Origin of the sequence: Pseudomonas orientalis, from assembly GCF_022807995.1 — a bacterium.
Classification (GTDB): Bacteria; Pseudomonadota; Gammaproteobacteria; order Pseudomonadales; family Pseudomonadaceae; genus Aquipseudomonas; species Aquipseudomonas orientalis_B.
Map to the genome: position 1 here is coordinate 1,147,376 of NZ_CP094351.1, position 18,298 is coordinate 1,165,673.

Sequence of the window (18,298 nt, forward strand, 5' to 3'; positions counted from 1 at the left end):
GCGAACGAAATGCTTAAAGCAGCGAGGATCAAATGTGGGAGGGGGCTTGATCTGGTCCAGTAATTTTGGACATTCTTATCGGTTTTCACGCCGCTAGCTTTTCCGCCGCTATCGGTGAGTGGTAACCGTTGTAACTGTGGCGCCTTACACTGTTGTAGCGCGCCACATATCGGTTGATATCTGCCCGAGCTTCGTACTCCGAGCTGTAGCCTTTCTCGGGCACCCACTCGGACTTCAAGCTGCCAAAGAAACGCTCCATCGGGGCATTATCCCAGCACTGCCCTTTTCGACTCATGCTCTGCTTGAGCTCATGGGCCTGCAATTCAGCCCTGAATTTATGACTGGTGTACTGGCAGCCTTGGTCGGAATGAAACAGCACACCTTTAGGCCTCCCTCTCAATTCAACAGCCATGCGCAGTGACTCAGTAGCCAACGTCGCATCGGCGACCAGTGAATACGACCACCCCACCACTCGGCGGGCAAACAGGTCCAAAACTACCGAGAAGTAGAGCCAGCGCTTACCGAGCTGGATATAGGTGATGTCCGCGCACCAGACCTTGTTGATGTCCGCTACGTAGAACTCGCGCTCCAGTTCATGCTCAGCCACCAGAGACTCCACGCCTGACGATTTGTATTTGTGGGGCCTGCGTTGGCGGCTGGCAATCCCGGCTTCCTTCATCAAGCTGCGAGCCATGTAACGCCCCACCTGATGGCCTGCACCTCGCAGGTCTTCAGAAAGGGTTCGCGCTCCAGCCGATCCTCTTGAGGCCTTGTGGTACTTAACGAGAACAACCTTGAGCGCTTCGCGCTCCAGGTTGATTTTTCCCTGGCGCTGGCGCCAGGCGTAGTAGCTGCTGCGGTTGACTTCAAAAACGCGGCAGCAATCTGTAATGCCGTACTGTTCGCCTAGCTCGCTGATCAGAGGGAATGATCTTTGGAGTCCAAAAGCAGGAGAACACTGGCCTTTTTTAGGATTTCGATATCCCGGTCTTTTTGCCTGAGCAGGGCCTGGAGTTCGTGAATTTTCTTCTGTTCGGCAGTAATTGCCTTGGTGCCCGTCATCGTGGATCCGGCGCGCTCTTTACGCACCTGTTCGACCCAGCGGCGCAAAGCCGTAGGGCCAATATCCAAACTGGCGCAAACTTCGGGAACAGACATATTTTGATCAAGCACCATGCTTGCAGCGTTGAGTTTGACCTCACTGGAATAGGACTTTCGCATCATCTGTACACCTCAGGTTTGGGCGCCATCATAGCGCCCTATTGATGTGTCCAATTTCATTAGGCCAGATCAGCTTGCCCCCGATGACGGTGTGTCAGCAAACACTAATGTTGGTTGACACACCGCTATCGGGGGCAAGCCCCCTCCCACATTGACACCTGAGCTGTTAGCGTTGCGGGCATTCGATGCTTATGGAAAACGCGACTGATGCATTTTGCAAAATGGTTACACACCAGCACCCTGCTGGTCGGCTTGAGCTTCTTACTGGGCGGCTGCGCCAGCGTTTCGCAGACCTCCACCCCCGCGACTCTCGACAAGCTGCTGGCCGATCCGGCGCTGCAAGGCGCCACGGTCTCGCTGATGGTGCGTGACGCCCGCAGCGGCAGCACGCTCTACCAGCACAATCCGCGCACACGCTTGGTGCCCGCGTCCAACCTCAAACTGCTGACCACCGCCGCAGCGATGGATGTGCTGGGGCCGCAATACCGCTTCGCCACGCAGCTGTTGAGCGACGGCATCCGCCAGGGCGATCGCCTGACCGGCAATCTCTATCTGCGCGGCCTGGGGGATCCGACCCTTCAGTACGCCGACTATCAGGCGCTGGCGGCGCAATTGGCCAGCCAGGGTGTACGTCAGGTGCAGGGCGACCTGGTGTTCGACGACACCTGGTTCGATGCCGAACGCCTGGGTATCGATTGGTCCCATGACGATGAAACCACCTACTACGGCGCGCAGATTTCCGCGCTGACGGTGTCGCCCAATACGGACTTTGATGCCGGCAGCGTGTTGGTCACCGCCAAGGCGCCGGTGCGGGTTGGCCAGCCTGTCAGCGTCGACATCTTTCCGCCTACCGACTACCTGCAACTGAGCAACCGCGCCGTCAGCGGGCCGGGCAACAGCTACGGGATCAATCGCCGCCATGGCACCAACCTGTTGCAGCTCAGCGGCGCAGTGACCCCGGGACGGCAGAGCCAGCAACTGGTCAGCGTCTGGGAGCCGACGCAACTGGTGGCCAATCTGTTTGAACACGCCTTGGCGCAACAAGGCATTACGGTGCAGGGGCGGCGAGTGATGGGCGGGGCGAGCCCTGCGGTGGTGACGCTGCTGGCCGAGCACCAATCTGCGCCGTTGCAGGCGTTGATCGTGCCGCTGCTCAAGCTCTCGAACAACAACATGTCCGAAGCCTTGCTCAAGGCCATGGGGCGTCAAACCGCCAACAGCGGCACGGCAGCGGCGGGCGCGGAAGCCGTGGCCGAGTTTCTCAAACGCCAGGGGCTGGACGCCACCACGCTCAGTCAGGTCGACGGCTCCGGCCTGTCGCGGCGCAACCTGGTGTCGTCGCAAACCCTTACCGACCTGCTGCTGGCCGCCGGCAAACAGCCGTGGTTCAACGCTTGGTACAACGCGCTGCCGGTTGCCGGAAACACGCACCGCATGACCGGTGGCAGCCTCGGTTATCGTCTGCGCGGCACCCCGGCCGAAAATAATCTGCACGCCAAGACCGGCTCCATGGCCGGCGTTTCGTCATTGAGCGGCTACGTCACCGACGCCCACGGGCGCAGGCTGGTGTTCTCGATGCTGACCAACAACTACGTGGTGGCCGGTGCGCAGGTCAAAGCGCTGGAAGACCGCATGGCAGTGGCGCTGTCGCGCTGGGACGAATGATTCAAGGCTGATAGCCCATGCGCCAACTCACGGCCCGGGTCGCCGCCAGCAAATGCTGCGCCGCCGGGCCTTCTTCATCGGCGTGGAACAGCGAGGTGGGGCCGACCACCGTCATCACCGCCGCCACATGCCCGGTCGCGTTGAATACGGGCGCTGACAGCGCATCCACGCCGGGCATCAGCAAGCCATGCACAAAATGCAGGCCACGGCTGCGGATCTGTTCGCAGAGGGTGGCGTAGGGCGCATCGTCCGCCAGGGCGTGGGCGGTACCGGCCTGGATCTCGCGTTCACGCAATTCCACGGTCTCGCGCGACGGCAGGTAGGCGCTGAATACCAGGCCAGTGGATGAACTGAGCAGCGGCAGGACTGAACCCAGCTGTGTCACCACGGTGACGGCGCGCACCGCCGGCTCGATCTGCACCACGGTCGCCCCCTGGTTGCCCCACACCGCCAGAAAGCAGGTTTCATTCAACTCATCGCGCAGTTCCGCCAGCGGCATTGCGCCGACCTTCAACACATCCATGCTGCCCAACGCAGCCAGGCCCACACGCAATGCTTCGCGGCCCAGGCCGTAGTGGTTGGTGGCGGGGTTCTGTTCGGCAAAGCCCGATGCGATCAGCGCCTGCAAGTAGCGGTGGACCTTGCTCGCCGGCATCTGCACATGCTCGGCCAGGCGCGACAACGAGGTGGACGGCGACAGTTGCGCCAGGGCCTTGAGGATATCGGTGCCCACCTCGGCCGAGCGGACTTTCTGTTTACCGGTGTCGCGGGGCTTTTCCATGGGGGAGCGAGAATCCGAAAGATAAGTGGCGTCTTTATAGCTTGACGCTTCCTGGCGATCAAATTACGTTATGCGTAACTGGATTACGACAAAAACAACTGACCCAGAGGATGCTCCATGAACCTCGACTACCTGTCGGGCTTTGGCAATGAATTTGCCAGCGAAGCCTTGCCTGGCGCGCTGCCCGTTGGCCAGAACTCGCCGCAGAAAGCGCCCTACGGGCTGTACACCGAACTGTTCTCCGGCACCGCCTTTACCATGGCGCGCAGTGAAGCACGGCGTACCTGGCTGTACCGCATCCAGCCATCGGCCAATCATCCCGCCTTCACCAAGCTGGGGCGGCAATTGGCCGGTGGGCCCCTGGGCGCGGTGACGCCGAACCGGTTGCGTTGGAACCCGTTGGAAATCCCCGGTGAGCCGACTGACTTTGTCGACGGTCTTGCAGGGATGGTCGTCAATTGCGGGTCGGAAAAACCCGCAGGGATCAGCATCTACCACTACCGCGCCAATCGCTCGATGGAGCGGGTGTTTTTCAATGCCGACGGCGAACTGTTGATCGTGCCTGAACAGGGCCGTTTACGTATCGCCACTGAGCTGGGCGTGCTGGAAGTCGAGCCGTTGGAGATCGTGGTACTGCCGCGCGGGCTCAAATTTCGCGTCGAACTGCTCGACGCCCAGGCACGCGGTTATGTCGCCGAAAACCACGGCGCGCCGCTGCGCCTGCCGGACCTTGGCCCGATTGGCAGCAACGGCCTGGCCAACCCGCGCGACTTCCTCACGCCGGTCGCCCGTTACGAAGACCTCAAGCAACCGACCCCTCTGGTACAGAAATTTCTCGGCGAGCTGTGGGCCTGCGAGCTCGACCATTCGCCGCTCAACGTGGTCGCCTGGCACGGCAACAACGTGCCATACAAATACGACCTGCGCCGCTTCAACACCCTCGGCACGGTGAGCTTCGACCACCCTGACCCGTCGATCTTTACCGTGCTGACCTCGCCCACCAGCGTGCATGGCCTGGCCAACCTCGACTTCGTGATCTTCCCGCCGCGCTGGATGGTGGCCGAGAACACCTTCCGGCCGCCGTGGTTCCACCGCAACCTGATGAACGAATACATGGGCCTGATCCAGGGCGCCTACGACGCCAAGGCCGAGGGCTTCCTGCCCGGCGGTGCATCCCTGCACAGTTGCATGAGCGCCCACGGCCCGGATGGCGAAACCTGCACCCGGGCGATCAATGCCGAGCTGGCACCGCACAAGATCGATAACACCATGGCCTTCATGTTCGAGACCAGCCAAGTGCTGCGGCCGACACAGTTCGCCTTGCAATGCCCGCAATTGCAGCCCTCTTACGACGCGTGCTGGGCCGCGCTGCCCGCCACCTTCAACCCGAATCGGAGATAACCCCCATGACTCAACCAACGCAGACCCGCAGCTGGGTGGCCTCAGCCAATGGTCACGCGGACTTCCCCCTGCAAAACCTGCCGCTGGGGGTGTTCAGCATCAATGGCTCGGCGCCGCGCAGTGGCGTTGCGATTGGCGACGCGATTCTCGACCTGCACGCGGCGCTGGATGAGTTTGACGGTGAAGCGCGGCGAGCAGTGGAAGCAACTGCCGGTGGCCAACTGAACGCTTTTTTCGAGCTCGGTCGCGGTCCTCGGGTGGCGTTGCGCGAGCGCCTGCTGGAACTGCTGGCCGAAGGCAGCACTCTGCAAACCCGTGAAGCGCAAGTGCTGCACCGCACCGCTGACTGCCAGATGCACCTGCCGGCCAGGATCAATGACTACACCGACTTCTACGTCGGTATTGAACACGCGCAGAACGTCGGCAAGCTGTTCCGTCCCGACAACCCGCTGTTGCCCAACTACAAGTACGTGCCGATTGGCTATCACGGCCGTGCCTCGACCATTCGCCCATCGGGCACCGAGGTGCGTCGTCCCAAAGGACAGACCTTGCCCGCCGGCCAGTCCGAGCCGACGTTCGGCCCCTGCGCACGCCTGGACTATGAGTTGGAACTGGGTATCTGGATCGGTCAGGGCAATGCCATGGGCGACTCAATCGCCATTGGCGATGCGGCCGAACATATTGCCGGTTTCTGCCTGCTCAACGACTGGTCGGCGCGGGATATCCAGGCCTGGGAATACCAGCCGCTCGGGCCGTTCCTGTCCAAGAGTTTCATCACCAGTATCTCGCCGTGGGTGGTCACGGCCGAAGCGCTGGAGCCATTTCGCAAGGCGCAACCGCCGCGTCCCGAAGGCGATCCGCAGCCGCTGCCGTACCTGCTGGACGTTCGCGATCAGAAGGCCGGCGCCTTCGATATCGAATTGGAAGTGCTGCTGACCACCGCCTCGATGCGTGAACAGAACCTGCCGGCCCATCGCCTGACCTTGAGCAATACCCAGCATATGTACTGGACCGTGGCGCAAATGGTGGCGCACCACAGCGTCAACGGATGCCAGTTGCAGGCCGGTGACCTGTTTGGTTCGGGCACCTTGTCCGGTCCGCAGCCTGGGCAGTTCGGGAGCCTGCTGGAGATCACCGAGGGCGGCAAAAAGCCGATCGAGTTGGCTTCCGGTGAGGTGCGCAAATTCCTTGAAGACGGCGATGAAATCATCCTGCGCGCCCGCTGCAAGCGTGAAGGTTTCGCCTCCATCGGTTTCGGTGAGTGCCGCGGCACTGTGATTGCGGCACGCTGAGAGGGCAGGGTCATGGAACTGTATACGTACTACCGTTCTACCGCGTCATACCGGGTGCGCATCGCGCTGGCGCTCAAGGGCCTGGATTTCACCGCAGTGCCGGTCAATCTGCTGGTGCCGGCCGGAGGGGCCAATCGCCAGCCCGAATACCTGGCGATCAATCCGCAAGGGCGCGTGCCGGCCTTGCGCGACGATGAGGGTGCGTTGTTGATTCAATCCCAGGCGATCATCGAGTACCTGGAGGAATGTTATCCACAGGTACCGCTGCTCTCCAAGGACCTGACCGCCCGCGCCCATGAACGCGCGGTGGCCTCGATCATCGCCTGTGATATTCACCCGTTGCACAACTCCAGCACCCAGAACCTGTTGCGCCAGTGGGGACACGATGAAGCGCAACTGCTTGAGTGGATCGGGCACTGGATCAGCCAGGGCCTGGGCGCGGTGGAGCAGTTGATTGGCGACACAGGATTCTGCTTTGGCGAGCAGCCGGGCTTGGCGGACGTGTTTCTGATTCCCCAGTTGTATGCCGCCGAACGTTTCAAGGTGCCGCTGGGTGCGTACCCGCGCATTGAGCGAGTGGCGGCGTTGGCTACCCAGCATCCAGCCTTCGTGCAGGCCCACCCCGCCAACCAGCCTGACACCCCATAGCGCTCAAAACTGCATAGATCCAAATGAGGGAGGGGGCTTGCCCCCGATTGCGGTGTATCAGCAATAAATTTGCAACTGACACACCGCTATCGGGGGCAAGCCCCCTCCCACATTTGATCGTGCCAACCTAATAAAAATAAAGGTACCTTGCGATGCACAATCAGATTGCCAGCTTCCGCGCAGCACTCGACGCCCGTCCGGTGTCGCGCTACCAGTGGCTGATCCTTGTGTTGCTGGCATTGCTGCTGGTGACCGACGGCTACGACGCCCAAGTGCTGGGCTATGTCGTGCCGGCCCTGGCCAGGGACTGGGGCCTGGAAAAAGCCGCGTTCGGGCCGGTGTTCAGTGCCAACCTGTTTGGTCTGACTCTGGGCTCGCTGCTGGTGACGCCGCTGGCGGACCGCTTCGGCGTGCGACGCATCCTGCTGGGCTGTGTGTTGATCTACGCCAGCCTCACCGTGCTGATGGTGTTTGCAAGTTCATTGACCACGTTGATGGCCGCGCGCTTTATCTGCGGCATCGGCATGGGCGGCGCAATGCCCAGCGCCATGGCCCTGATGTCGGAATACTCGCCGCCACGCATGCGTACCTTGATGGTGACTCTGGCCGCCTGCGGCTTCTCGTTCGGCGGCGCGGCGGGTGGTTTCGTGGCGGCCGGGTTCATCGACGGTTTTGGTTGGCAGGCGGTGTTTCTGGCGGGTGGGGTGACGCCGTTGCTGCTGTTCCCGTTCCTGCTGTGGTTGCTGCCCGAGTCCCTGCCTCGTTTGCTGCGCGATGCGCCGCCCTACCTGCGTTTGCGCAAAGTTACCGCGCGCATGTTGCCCGATTGGCAACCGCCGCCTGCCAGCGAAGCCGAAAATCGCCAGGAGCAGGGCAGCCAACTGACGGTGCTGGAGCTGTTTCGCAATGGCTACGCACGCCCGACGTTGCTGATCTGGGCGACCTTTTTCGTCAGCCTGATCCTGCTGTACTTCATGATCAGTTGGTTGCCTTCGCTGCTGCTCGAGAGCGGGCTGGCGCTGAACCAGGCCAATCTGGTGACTTCAATGTTCCTGTTCGCCGGCACCTTGGGCGCCGTCCTCATGGCCTGGTTTGCCGACCGCCTGAAAAGCAAGGTGCGACTGCTGTCCGGGGTGCTGGCGGCGGCTTCGGCGTGCACAGTGTTACTGGGCCTGAATCATGACAATCCAGGCTACCTGGTGGCCTGTGTGTTCGCTGCCGGGTTCTGCATCATCGGCGGGCAACTGACCCTCAATGCGTTCGCCAGCAATTTCTACCCGGCGCACGTGCGCGCCACCGGCACAGGCTGGGCGCTGGGCGTAGGGCGTTTCGGATCGATTCTGGGGCCGTTGTTCGGCAGCCTGTTGCTGGCGATGCATATCCCGGTGCAGCAGATTTTCTTTTTCTGCGCGATTCCTGCGGTGATTGCAGCATTGCTGATTATCCAGGTGCGCTCGCCGGGACCCACTAAACCGAACCCCCCATTGTCTGGCGATATTCTCAATCGCTCACTGTAGGAGCGAGCTTGCTCGCGAAAAACGTTAACGATAACGCGGGCATCCTGGTTAAACGGGGTGTCCTGGGTTTTACAGTTGGGAGTTGGGTCAATGCACCACTGAATTGGGCGGCAGATGGCCGAGGCGCTCGGTCAGGCGCAGGCGCTGGATCGGGTCTTCGCTGAGCATCAATGCGTGTTCCAGGTCAAAGCGCTCGGCGCTCGGGCAGTCCAGGCGCTGATACAGGCTGGCGCGTGCCAGGTAATCGGCGGCGCTGGCATTGCCCAGTTCCAGCACGCGCTCGGCATCCACCAGGGCGGCCAGGGGCTCGTCGTTGGCCAGGTAGAGCTGGCGAAGATTACGTGACAGCCGCTGCAGGATCGCGCGAGGCTCGGCGGTATGCAGGTGCTCGGCCTGCAACTTAAGATTCGGCCCGTATTGGCGATGCAGCAGTTCGCGACAGTCGTTGGGATACAGGCGTCGGCCACCACAGGGGTCCAGCAGGTGATCGGCACCGGGCATCCGCAACAGAAAGTGGCCGGGGAAATTCACCCCGACCATGGGGATGTCCAGGCGTCGCGCCAGCTCCAGGGCGATCAGACCCATGGCCAAGGGTTGCCCGCGCTTGCGCTGCAACACCTTGTCCAGCAAGGCGGCGGCGGGGCGCAACGGTGTGAAATCATCCTGGGCAAACCCCAGGTCATTCATGCGCCGCAGCAACGGTTGCCCCAGCTCATCGGCCGGCAGCAGCGGCATGCCCAGGTTGACCTGCTGTTGCAACAGGCTGAATTCCTGCAGGATCAGCAACGGCTGCACGGCGGCGTCGTGTTCGGCAGCCACCCACAGCGCGGCTTCGAACAGCGCAGGGGGCGAACGCTCCAGGCAGGCGAAAAAAGCTGTGCGGGGATTCATTGCATTCTCCGGCGGATGCTCTCGTTTTAGCCTTGCTGTGAATTTTCGTCCAGCATCTTGAGAAATATCCCACTCACTTATGTCGCAGATCTCACAAAATCGGGCGGCTTATTCCAGCGCAATCCAGCACTTTTCTGCCGCAAGCCTATACTTGGGCCACTACCAGAAGTGATTCGGGAGCACGACGATGTTTGCGCTCATGCACAGCACCCGCCTGGAATCGCTGCACCTGAGCGTCGACCCGGTGACCGGGCTGAAGGCGATCATCGCCATCCATAACAGCCGCCTGGGCCCTGCCTTGGGTGGTTGCCGCTACCTGGCTTATCCCGACGATGAAACAGCCATGGCCGACGCCACGCGCCTGGCTCAAGGCATGAGCTACAAAGCCGCCCTGGCCGGCCTGCCGGTAGGCGGCGGCACGGCGGTGATCCTGCGCCCGGCCCATGTGGAGAGTCGTGCTGCGCTGTTTGAAGCCTTTGGTCGCTGTGTCGAGCAATTGGGCGGTCGCTACATCACCGCCATCGACAGCGGCACCTCGGTCGCCGACATGGATTGCATCGCCCAACACACTCGCTTCGTCACCAGCACCAGCGCTGCCGGCGACCCCGCGCCCCATGCCGCCATGGGGGTGTTTACCGGCATCCGCACCACCGCCATGGCCCGCCTGGGCAGTGACAACCTCGAAGGCCTGCGCGTGGCGGTGCAGGGCCTGGGCAACGTCGGTTATGCCCTGGCCGAACAACTGCATGCGGCGGGCGCCGAGTTGCTGGTCAGCGACATCGACCACGGCAAGGTGCAACTGGCCATGGAGCAACTGGGCGCGCACCCCATCGCCAACGACGCCTTGCTCAGCACCCCCTGCGACATCCTCGCCCCTTGCGGCCTGGGTGCGGTGCTCAATCGCCAGAGCGTCGGCCAACTGCGCTGCGCCGCCGTGGCCGGTTCCGCCAGCGCGCAGTTGACCAACCTGGACATCGCCGATCAGCTGGAAGGCCGCGGCATCCTCTACGCGCCCGACTACGTGATCAATTCCGGCGGCCTGATCTACGTCGCGCTCAAACACAGCGGCGCCGAGCTGCCGAGCATTACCGCACACCTGTCCAACATCGGCAGGCGCCTGACCGAAATCTACGCCCATGCCCAAGCTGAGAAGCGCTCCCCGGCACGGGTCGCGGACGAACTCGCCGAGCGCCTGCTCTACCCCTGACCCGGCATTAAAAAGGCCCTGAATCGAGGATTCAGGGCCTGTTCAATTCGGGCTTTTATTCCGCCGCCGCGTTCAGCAACTCGGACAACGCGTCCGGCTGGCTCTTGAACGCCTTGGCAAACACATCGCGGTTCTTCGCCATGTAGATCCCGGCTTCTTCCACCTGCTGCTCGCTCAAGGACGGCACGGCTTTTTGCAACACTTCTGCCAGCAACTCAGCGAGTTCAAGCATCTTGTCATGACGATCAGCTTCGGCTTTATCCATGAACAAACGCTCCAGATCTCGGCTGCTGCGGTATACCACTTCGACGGCCATTCACCACCTCACATGCCTTTACGATAGTTGTCTTTTGCGACTACTGTATTTATATACAGCGAAAAGCATAAGCCAAACGCCGGGGTTTGGATAGCAGGTTTTTAATGTAGTTGGGAAACGGGGGTTTGCTGCACCGGAAATTTCACACAGCACGCTGAGATGTCGATCGTTCCCACGCTCTGCGTGGCAATGCATCCCGTGACGCTCCGCGTCAACCAAGCGCTGGTCTGCGGGACGCGGTGCGTCCCAAGCGGCATTCCCACGCGGAGCTTGGGAACGATCTGGGCGCCCTCCGGCTGATTAAGTGCCTAATATCAGCCCGCCACCATCTCACTACCTGCCTCTGGCCTTTTTTCTGCATGCAGAACAACCGTCACCTGCACCCCGCATTATCCGGTCGAACCGACCTAAGGAAGCATCATCGTGAAAATCAACTGGGCCGAGAAGCTGCGTCAGCAAGTCCATGGGCTGGCCGAGTCGCTGGGCAATCTGTTTGTGGAGTCGTTCCATTACCTGGCGCTGTTCGCCATTGGTGCAGTGACCGCCTGGGCGGCGGTGATGGAATTTCTGGGGATGCTGGAGAACGGGCACATCAAGATCGATGACATCTTGCTGCTGTTCATCTACCTCGAACTGGGCGCCATGGTCGGGATTTATTTCAAGACCAACCACATGCCCGTGCGCTTCCTGATCTACGTGGCAATCACCGCGCTGACGCGTCTGCTGATCTCCAACGTATCCCATCACAACCCGCCGGACGTGGGCATTATCTACTTGTGCGGTGGGATTCTGCTGTTGGCCTTCGCCATTCTGGTGGTGCGCTACGCGTCGTCGGCGTTTCCTTCGGTAAAAGTCGAAGGCCCGCGTCGCAAGGGCGAGGCGAGCCTGGAGACCGAGAAGGGCGAGCTTTAAAGCCCGACGCTGAAAGGCAGATGACGGGTAGGCGGCCGCTGCAGGAGTTTGTGACTGTCGTCGTCCGTCATCAGCTCCAGGATTTCCATGGCGCTATGACCCTGCTCAATGGCAATCCCAAACTGGATGCTTTGCACCAGGCGCTTGAGCCGTTGCGGGTCGTTGCGTTGTTCGGCGCTGATCATGCGCTTGGCCACTACGCCGCTGTCGTCGGAGAGGGTGAGCATGATGCTGCCGTCCAGCCGCTGGATGCTCAGGTTGACGCGGTATTGTGGGCTGAAGGTGTCGGTGATGATCTGAAAAGGGTTGTCCATGGTGCGTTACCGCCTGATAAGAACATGCAGTCATTGACGACCGGTGTCGGTAATAGTTCGCGTTGCCTGACCACCGGCCAAAGTCCGTTTTCCTCAAAAGCTCTACAGCAAGGGGCGTGCCGTACAGGTGCTGGGGAGGATTTTTGTAGGAGCGAGCTTGCTCGCGAAAAACTCACAGGCACCGCGTTCATTCAGAAAGCACGGGTTATCGTTGACGTTTTTCGCGAGCAAGCTCGCTCCTACAGACCGGCATCAAGGCAAGCCCCCTCCCACATTTGAACTGTGTTGTGCTTGGGGGAAGTGACCTGTTTCAGGGCAATGTCGAGAAAACGATCGCAGACGGCGCAATCAGCACTCCACCCAGCTGACCGCCAGGCCGCCCCGTGAAGTTTCCTTGTACTTGTCATGCATATCGGCGCCGGTGTCGCGCATGGTGCGGATTACCCGGTCCAGAGAAATGAAGTGCTTGCCATCGCCGCGCAGGGCCATTTGGGTGGCGTTGATCGCTTTGACCGCTGCGATGGCGTTGCGCTCGATGCACGGCACCTGCACCAGGCCGCCGACGGGGTCGCAGGTCAGGCCGAGGTTGTGTTCCAGGCCGATTTCGGCGGCGTTTTCCAACTGTTCGGGGGTGGCGCCAAGGATATCCGCCAGCCCGGCGGCGGCCATGGCGCAGGCCGAGCCCACTTCGCCCTGGCAGCCGACTTCGGCGCCGGAGATCGAGGCGTTCTTTTTACAGAGGATGCCGACGGCGGCAGCCGCCAGGAAGAAATTGACGACGTCATCGTCAGACGCGTCGGCGTTGAATTTCATGTAGTAATGCAGCACGGCAGGAATGATCCCCGCCGCGCCATTGGTGGGCGCGGTGACCATGCGCCCGCCGGCGGCGTTTTCTTCGTTGACGGCGAGGGCGAACAGGTTGACCCACTCCATGGCCGACAAGGTCGACGTGATCACATTGGGCTTGCCGATTTCCAGCAGGCTGCGGTGCAATTTCGCCGCACGACGCGGGACGTCCAAGCCACCGGGCAGAATACCTTCATCGCGCAGACCCTGTTCCACGCATTCGCGCATCACCGACCAGATATGCAGCAGGCCGCTACGGATGTCTTCGTCGCTGCGCCAGGCCCGTTCGTTGGCCATCATCAATTCCGAAACCCGTAGGCCGTGCTTGTTGCACAAGGCCAGCAGTTCAGCGGCGCTGGAAAAGTCGTAGGGCAGTTCTACGTCGCTGGTCGGCGCGATGCCCGATGCGGCTTCGGCCGCTTCGATGATGAAACCACCGCCCACCGAGTAGTAGGTTTGCTCGCTCAACAGGCCGCCGTCGCCGTAGGCGTGCAGGGACATGGCGTTGGGGTGGTAGGGCAGGCTTTCATCGAGCAGCAGCAGGTCGGTATGCCAGTCGAAGGCAATGGCCTGTTGGCCGGCGAGCAACAACTGGCCGGACTCGCGCAGTTGCTGGATGCGCGCGTTGATTGAGGTGGGGTCGACCTGATCCGGCCATTCGCCCATCAAGCCCATCACGCAGGCGCGGTCAGTGGCATGGCCGACGCCGGTGGCAGACAGCGAACCGTACAAGCGCACTTCGACGCGCCGGGTTTGGCCGAGCAACTGCTGGTCGGCCAGTGCCTGGGCGAAGGTCGCGGCAGCCCGCATCGGACCGACGGTATGTGAACTGGAGGGGCCGATGCCCACCTTGAATAGATCAAAAACGCTGATAGCCATGCTAAAGCCTTACAAGCAATGGAGTAGGAATCGCTGCCATGTTTTGTAGAGCAGGCGGAGTTGGCGAGATACTGATCCTCTGGATTGGCACTGACCAACGAATTATCCTAAGACACCCTTTAGCAGGACTAAACGCTATGACCCGGCCCCTTCATGGCCAGACCTATTCCTGGCTGCATGTTTTTTCCTGTGCTGCGCGGCACCTTTCGTTCACCCGCTGCGCCGAAGAGCTGCACATCACACCGGGCGCGGTGAGCCAGCAGATCCGTCTGTTGGAAGAGCGCCTGGGCTTCAGACTGTTTCACCGCCGCGCACGGGGTGTGGAGCTCAGCGCCGAAGGGCAGCGTCTGGCGGCGGTGGTAGGGGAGGCCTATGGCAGCATCGACGCCGAGTTGCAGCGTCTTGACGCCGGGATGATCAGCGGCACCTTGCGTCTGCGCTCGATTCCGTCGTTTCTCGGCAAGTGGCTGACCCCGCGCCTGCCACGCTTGCAGCAGCGTTTTCCGGACATTCAGTTGCGCATGGTTGCCGAAGACAGCAGCGTCGCGCTGCACGAGGGCGATTTCGACCTGGCCATCGACCTGAACGACGGCAGCTATCCCGGATTGTTATCCACAGCCCTGTTGGATGAGCAGATATTTCCGGTGTGCGCCCCCAGCCTGTTGCGTGGCCGGCCGCCACTGCATGGACCGGCCGACCTTGCCCACTTTCCGCTGTTGCACGACATCACCGCCTGGCGCGGGAGTTATGAGTATGCCGAGTGGGAGTTCTACCTGAATGAAATCGGTTACCGCGATGCCGATGTGCGTCGCGGGCACACCTTCAACCGCAATCACCTGACCATCGAAGCCGCCATTGCCGGCATGGGCGTGGCGATTGCGCGGCGCACCTTGCTCAATGATGAGCTGGAGCGCGGCACCCTGATCGTGCCGTTTGGCCTGGCCGTGCCCAACCATAAACGCTACGTGCTGCTGTATGCGCCGGGTGCATTGAGTCACCCCGGCGTGCGGGCGGTGCACGACTGGCTGGTGGAAGAAGCGGGGGTTTTTCGCGCCTTGCACCCGTTGGGAGCGGCGCAATTGTGAGGAAAACAGGACATAAGAAGTTGTAACTAACTCCCCACCCTACCAGTGTTCTCGCTCGTCGTCAGGGTTAATTTGTAATGTAGGATTTATCTTTGCAAAGGGGTTGAAATGTTTCAGCAGGTGCTCAATTGTGTAATCAGGAGGTCATGGTTTCACCACCCCGGTGTTGCAGTTTGTGATCTCTGGCGAGCTAGCTGAAATAAGGGAAGAACTATGCAAATCCAAGTCAATAGCGATAACCATATTGAAAGCAGCATTCGACTGGAGGAGTGGGTACGTACCACCATTGAGAGCACGCTCGAACGTTATGAAGAAGACCTGACCCGTGTGGAGGTCTATCTGCGGGATGAGAACGGCGACAAGCCCGGTCCCCACGATTTAAGTTGCCGTCTGGAGGCACGTCCAAAAGGCCATCAAGCGATTTCGGTATTGCACAAGGCCGATACGCTGGAACAAGCGATCGACGGTGCGGCCACCAAGCTCGACCACGCGCTGGAACATCTGTTCGGCAAACTGCAAGGCAAGCCCCGCGCTGCCGGTAAAAACCAGCCGACCACCAAAGTCAATGAAGATGAGCTTGAACAGGAGTTTCTGGAAAAAGAACGGGCCGTCTTCAACGGCTGATAGTTTTTTGACTCCCCATTGAAAACGGGCCTGCGCATGCAGGCCCGTTTTCATTTAACGGCGCTGTTTGAAGAAATACCGGCAGAGCAGCGCCAGCCCGCACGCACCCAAGCCGGCAAAGAGCATCACCCAACCGGCGCCATTGCGTAGCGCCGCCTGGGCATCTTCGAATGCCAAACCCGCAGACCCCAACTTGCCTGCTGCAATGTTCTGGCTCAGCGCCGGCCAATCCGACGCAGTGTTTGCGGGCAGCACATTGGCCAGTTCATGACCGATTCCCAGCAACAGCACCAGTCCCATCAGCGCGATATTGAGCGCCAGGGTGATCAGCCGGGCGCTGAAGTCGATGCCCGAGGCCATGCCCGCGCGATCAGCCGAGACGGCACCGGTGGTGGTGTTGGTGGTGGGCGAGTTGGTCAGCGCCAGGCCAGTGCCCGCGATCACGCAACTGAGCAGCACCGGCAGCGTGCCGGGCTGCGCGGCGAGATTGGCCACGGCCATCGCCAGAAACCCTGCGCCCATGGTTGCCAGGCCCAGCGGGATGATGCGTTCGGCGCCGTAGCGCAGGGCCAGGCGTTCGGCCAGCGGTGGCACCAGCAAGGTCGGCAAGGTGTAGGCGAGCAGGGCACCGCCGGTGGTCAGGGTGTCGTAGCCCAGGCCCGCCTGGAAATACAGCGGCAGGTAGATCATGAATGGCCAGAAGCTGAAGTTCATGCCAATCGAGCCCATCAGCGCACCGTTGAAGCGCTGGATGCGGAACACCGAGAAATCGAACATCGGATGGGCACTGCGCTTTTCAACCACGATAAACAGCAGCAACCCCACCAGCGCCAGGCCGGCCCAGCCGAGCATGGCCGGTGTGGCGAAACCGTGCTCGGTGCCCTGGGTGATGAAGTAGACCAGGGCGAACACCGACAGCGTCAAGGTCAGCATGCCGGCGATGTCGAGGCGATGGCTGGCCGGGTCGCAGGATTCCTGCACGCTGATGCGCAACAGCACCAGGGTGAACAGGCTGAGCGGCACGTGGACGAGAAACACCCAGCGCCAATCGGCGACTGCCAGGATCAGCGCACCGACCATCGGCCCGAACCCCAGGCCCACCCCGGCAATCACGCCCCAGATCGCGAAGGCCCGGGCGCGTGCCGCCGGTTCACGAAACAAGTGCGACAGAATGGCAAACTGGCAGATCATCATCGCGCCGGCGCCGATGCCCTGGACGAAGCGCGCCACGATCAGCATTGATGCGTTGTTGGCCAGCCCACAAGCCAGTGAAGCCAGGCCGAACACCCACAGGCACAGCACCAGCAAGCGTCGACGGCCAAAGCGATCGGCCAGGGTGCCCGCCGCCATCAGCACGCTGGTGCAGGCAAGGGTGTAGGCATTCATGATCCACTGGGCATCTTGAAACCCCGTGCCCAGTTCGCGTTCCAGGGTGGGCAGGATGACCGGTACGCTGGAGATTTCCAGGCCGAACATCAAGGCCACCAGGCACACGGCGGTGAGCGCCAGGCCATTTCTGGCGGCATGCGCCGGGCTTAGGGCCGGTAGAGCGGCGGCGGGTGGCATACGCAGTTCCTTAAGAGAGAGGGAGGGATTATTCTCTCGGGAATAGTTTTCTTTATTGGCGATAACTTTTCCTTTTATATGGGAATTCAAGGCGACAATCTGCGATGTCTACCCCACGTTTCGATGGTGTCGTGCTGTTTCTGCAAGTCGTTGAGAGCGGCAGCCTGAGCGCCGCCGCCGAGCGGCTGAACCTCACGCGTTCGGCGGTAGGCAAGGGCCTGGCGCGGCTTGAAGCGCGCCTGGGCACCCGCCTGCTGCAACGCTCCACGCGCCGCCAGCGTCTGACCGAGGATGGGCAGGCGTACTACGAACATTGTCTACGCGCGCTGGCGGAACTGGAGGCGGCCGAGTCCGTGCTGGAAAGCGGCCGTCAGCAGCCGCGCGGGCGCTTGCGGGCGAGTTTGCCGCTGGCGTTCGGTCACCACTATGCCGCGCCTGCGCTGTGGGGCTTGATGGAGCTCTACGCGGAACTCGAGATCGATATCAGCTTCTCCGACCGCATGATCGATCTGACGCAGGAAGGTTTCGACATTGCCGTGCGTATCGGCCCGTTGCCGGATACCGACCGTCTGAATGCGCGGCGTCTGGGAGAGCAGGTCATGGGCCTGACGGCGTCACCGGCGTATCTGCAGCGCAGTGAGCGGATTGAACGTATCGAGGACCTGGCGGTGCATCGAGGTATTGCCTACCGCAGCAATACCGCCCATCGCTCGCGCCTGGTCACGCCCCTGGTGCTGGACGACCTCCAGGCTGTGGCCGATGCGGCGATTGCAGGCGTTGGCCTGGCCTGGTTGCCGAGTTGGTTGATTGCCCACTATGCGCTGCGCGGGCAACTGGAAGCGGTGCTGCCAGGCTATCGCGAGCAGCCGGCCCCCATCCATGTGATCTGGCCGACGGCACCGCACATGCCGGCCAAGACACGGTGCGCCATCGATGCGCTGGTTGCGGCTACCCCCAGTTGCCTGGCGGGAAGTTAGAGCTTCGGATGCACTCCAATCCTGAACACACTGAGGATCAACTGTGGGAGGGGGCTTGCCCCCGATGACAGTGTGTCAGTCAGCTTGTCTGTAGCTGATCCACCGCAATCGGGGGCAAGCCCCCTCCCACAGTTGGTTCTGTTTTGTTCTGCAGAT

At 61.4% G+C, this 18,298-nt stretch carries 18 protein-coding genes; 10 read left to right on the forward strand and 8 right to left on the reverse strand.

Translation table 11 applies throughout. The annotated features are described in order from the left end of the window. Nucleotides 1-85: 85 nt before the first annotated feature. Nucleotides 86-922 carry an IS3 family transposase gene (locus tag MRY17_RS04960; RefSeq protein WP_258232403.1) on the reverse strand — a complete coding sequence of 279 codons (837 nt, stop codon included), beginning with the start codon at nucleotides 920-922 and terminating at the stop codon, nucleotides 86-88. Further along, complete coding sequence (locus MRY17_RS04965; RefSeq protein WP_243352433.1) at nucleotides 919-1,224, reverse strand: transposase; 306 nt, start codon at nucleotides 1,222-1,224, stop codon at nucleotides 919-921. Before MRY17_RS04965 ends, MRY17_RS04960 begins: the two co-directional genes overlap by 4 nt. 204 nt (nucleotides 1,225-1,428) lie before the next feature. On the opposite strand from MRY17_RS04965, the gene dacB reads away from it, so the two are divergent. Next, a complete protein-coding gene (gene dacB / locus MRY17_RS04970; RefSeq protein WP_191956412.1) occupies nucleotides 1,429-2,886 on the forward strand; it encodes a D-alanyl-D-alanine carboxypeptidase/D-alanyl-D-alanine endopeptidase in 1,458 nt (485 codons plus the stop codon). 1 nt (nucleotide 2,887) lies between these two features. Here the strand turns inward: dacB and MRY17_RS04975 are convergent, their stop codons facing one another. Beyond that, a complete protein-coding gene (locus MRY17_RS04975) occupies nucleotides 2,888-3,667 on the reverse strand; it encodes an IclR family transcriptional regulator (RefSeq protein WP_243353372.1) in 780 nt (259 codons plus the stop codon). Nucleotides 3,668-3,784: 117 nt separating this feature from the next. On the opposite strand from MRY17_RS04975, the gene hmgA reads away from it, so the two are divergent. The 4 genes from hmgA (at nucleotide 3,785) to MRY17_RS04995 (ending at nucleotide 8,525) form a co-directional block, all read left to right on the forward strand. Beyond that, complete coding sequence (gene hmgA / locus MRY17_RS04980; protein WP_243353373.1) at nucleotides 3,785-5,068, forward strand: homogentisate 1,2-dioxygenase; 1,284 nt, start codon at nucleotides 3,785-3,787, stop codon at nucleotides 5,066-5,068. A gap of 5 nt (nucleotides 5,069-5,073) precedes the next feature. After that, nucleotides 5,074-6,360: a fumarylacetoacetase gene (gene fahA / locus MRY17_RS04985; protein ID WP_243353374.1), complete on the forward strand. Its 1,287-nt coding sequence runs from the start codon at nucleotides 5,074-5,076 to the stop codon at nucleotides 6,358-6,360. 12 nt (nucleotides 6,361-6,372) lie between these two features. Continuing rightward, a complete protein-coding gene (gene maiA / locus MRY17_RS04990) occupies nucleotides 6,373-7,008 on the forward strand; it encodes a maleylacetoacetate isomerase (RefSeq protein WP_181283252.1) in 636 nt (211 codons plus the stop codon). Between the two features lie 152 nt (nucleotides 7,009-7,160). Further along, nucleotides 7,161-8,525, forward strand: coding sequence for an MFS transporter (locus tag MRY17_RS04995; RefSeq protein ID WP_243353375.1), 1,365 nt, complete (start codon nucleotides 7,161-7,163; stop codon nucleotides 8,523-8,525). An 87-nt stretch (nucleotides 8,526-8,612) separates the two neighbouring features. Here MRY17_RS04995 and MRY17_RS05000 read toward each other — a convergent pair whose 3' ends face one another. Next, entirely contained in the window at nucleotides 8,613-9,416 is an 804-nt protein-coding gene (locus MRY17_RS05000; RefSeq protein WP_191951598.1) for a SirB1 family protein, read from the reverse strand. 187 nt (nucleotides 9,417-9,603) lie between these two features. Here MRY17_RS05000 and MRY17_RS05005 point away from each other — a divergent pair, with 187 nt between their 5' ends. Continuing rightward, nucleotides 9,604-10,623, forward strand: a complete 1,020-nt coding sequence (locus MRY17_RS05005) for a Leu/Phe/Val dehydrogenase (protein ID WP_191951597.1) — start codon at nucleotides 9,604-9,606, stop codon at nucleotides 10,621-10,623. A 55-nt stretch (nucleotides 10,624-10,678) separates the two neighbouring features. On the opposite strand, the gene MRY17_RS05010 is transcribed toward MRY17_RS05005, so the two are convergent. Then, the gene (locus tag MRY17_RS05010; protein WP_003171979.1) at nucleotides 10,679-10,939 is read right to left on the reverse strand and encodes a YebG family protein; all 261 of its coding nucleotides are present in this window, start codon (nucleotides 10,937-10,939) and stop codon (nucleotides 10,679-10,681) included. Nucleotides 10,940-11,362: 423 nt separating this feature from the next. On the opposite strand from MRY17_RS05010, the gene MRY17_RS05015 reads away from it, so the two are divergent. Then, nucleotides 11,363-11,851, forward strand: a complete 489-nt coding sequence (locus MRY17_RS05015) for a phosphate-starvation-inducible protein PsiE (protein WP_057724703.1) — start codon at nucleotides 11,363-11,365, stop codon at nucleotides 11,849-11,851. Here the strand turns inward: MRY17_RS05015 and MRY17_RS05020 are convergent. After that, nucleotides 11,848-12,165 (reverse strand): DUF3509 domain-containing protein, encoded by a 318-nt coding sequence (locus MRY17_RS05020; RefSeq protein ID WP_181283256.1) that lies wholly within the window; start codon nucleotides 12,163-12,165, stop codon nucleotides 11,848-11,850. The two genes, MRY17_RS05015 and MRY17_RS05020, sit on opposite strands and share 4 nt — an antisense overlap. A 348-nt stretch (nucleotides 12,166-12,513) precedes the next feature. Continuing rightward, on the reverse strand, nucleotides 12,514-13,890 hold the full coding sequence (locus MRY17_RS05025; protein WP_124431601.1) for an L-serine ammonia-lyase: 1,377 nt from the start codon (nucleotides 13,888-13,890) through the stop codon (nucleotides 12,514-12,516). A gap of 137 nt (nucleotides 13,891-14,027) precedes the next feature. On the opposite strand from MRY17_RS05025, the gene MRY17_RS05030 reads away from it, so the two are divergent. Beyond that, the gene (locus MRY17_RS05030) at nucleotides 14,028-14,975 is read left to right on the forward strand and encodes a LysR substrate-binding domain-containing protein (RefSeq protein ID WP_181283257.1); all 948 of its coding nucleotides are present in this window, start codon (nucleotides 14,028-14,030) and stop codon (nucleotides 14,973-14,975) included. Between the two features lie 213 nt (nucleotides 14,976-15,188). Beyond that, on the forward strand, nucleotides 15,189-15,599 hold the full coding sequence (locus tag MRY17_RS05035; RefSeq protein WP_124422499.1) for an HPF/RaiA family ribosome-associated protein: 411 nt from the start codon (nucleotides 15,189-15,191) through the stop codon (nucleotides 15,597-15,599). Between the two features lie 54 nt (nucleotides 15,600-15,653). Here MRY17_RS05035 and MRY17_RS05040 read toward each other — a convergent pair whose 3' ends face one another. Next, nucleotides 15,654-17,165 (reverse strand): MFS transporter, encoded by a 1,512-nt coding sequence (locus tag MRY17_RS05040; RefSeq protein ID WP_181283258.1) that lies wholly within the window; start codon nucleotides 17,163-17,165, stop codon nucleotides 15,654-15,656. 104 nt (nucleotides 17,166-17,269) lie between these two features. Here MRY17_RS05040 and MRY17_RS05045 point away from each other — a divergent pair, with 104 nt between their 5' ends. After that, complete coding sequence (locus MRY17_RS05045; protein ID WP_181283259.1) at nucleotides 17,270-18,142, forward strand: LysR family transcriptional regulator; 873 nt, start codon at nucleotides 17,270-17,272, stop codon at nucleotides 18,140-18,142. Nucleotides 18,143-18,298 lie beyond the last annotated feature (156 nt).

Bases quoted from the DNA above. Each gene is read 5' to 3' on its own strand.
- MRY17_RS04965 (WP_243352433.1), bottom strand. From the start codon at position 1,224: ATGATGCGAAAGTCCTATTCCAGTGAGGTCAAACTCAACGCTGCAAGC.
- MRY17_RS05000 (WP_191951598.1), bottom strand. From the start codon at position 9,416: ATGAATCCCCGCACAGCTTTTTTCGCCTGCCTGGAGCGTTCGCCCCCT.
- MRY17_RS05035 (WP_124422499.1), top strand. From the start codon at position 15,189: ATGCAAATCCAAGTCAATAGCGATAACCATATTGAAAGCAGCATTCGA.
- MRY17_RS05045 (WP_181283259.1), top strand. From the start codon at position 17,270: ATGTCTACCCCACGTTTCGATGGTGTCGTGCTGTTTCTGCAAGTCGTT.
- MRY17_RS05005 (WP_191951597.1), top strand. From the start codon at position 9,604: ATGTTTGCGCTCATGCACAGCACCCGCCTGGAATCGCTGCACCTGAGC.
- hmgA (WP_243353373.1), top strand. From the start codon at position 3,785: ATGAACCTCGACTACCTGTCGGGCTTTGGCAATGAATTTGCCAGCGAA.
- MRY17_RS05010 (WP_003171979.1), bottom strand. From the start codon at position 10,939: ATGGCCGTCGAAGTGGTATACCGCAGCAGCCGAGATCTGGAGCGTTTG.
- MRY17_RS04975 (WP_243353372.1), bottom strand. From the start codon at position 3,667: ATGGAAAAGCCCCGCGACACCGGTAAACAGAAAGTCCGCTCGGCCGAG.
- dacB (WP_191956412.1), top strand. From the start codon at position 1,429: ATGCATTTTGCAAAATGGTTACACACCAGCACCCTGCTGGTCGGCTTG.
- MRY17_RS05040 (WP_181283258.1), bottom strand. From the start codon at position 17,165: ATGCCACCCGCCGCCGCTCTACCGGCCCTAAGCCCGGCGCATGCCGCC.
- MRY17_RS05020 (WP_181283256.1), bottom strand. From the start codon at position 12,165: ATGGACAACCCTTTTCAGATCATCACCGACACCTTCAGCCCACAATAC.
- MRY17_RS05025 (WP_124431601.1), bottom strand. From the start codon at position 13,890: ATGGCTATCAGCGTTTTTGATCTATTCAAGGTGGGCATCGGCCCCTCC.
- MRY17_RS05030 (WP_181283257.1), top strand. From the start codon at position 14,028: ATGACCCGGCCCCTTCATGGCCAGACCTATTCCTGGCTGCATGTTTTT.
- MRY17_RS04995 (WP_243353375.1), top strand. From the start codon at position 7,161: ATGCACAATCAGATTGCCAGCTTCCGCGCAGCACTCGACGCCCGTCCG.
- maiA (WP_181283252.1), top strand. From the start codon at position 6,373: ATGGAACTGTATACGTACTACCGTTCTACCGCGTCATACCGGGTGCGC.
- fahA (WP_243353374.1), top strand. From the start codon at position 5,074: ATGACTCAACCAACGCAGACCCGCAGCTGGGTGGCCTCAGCCAATGGT.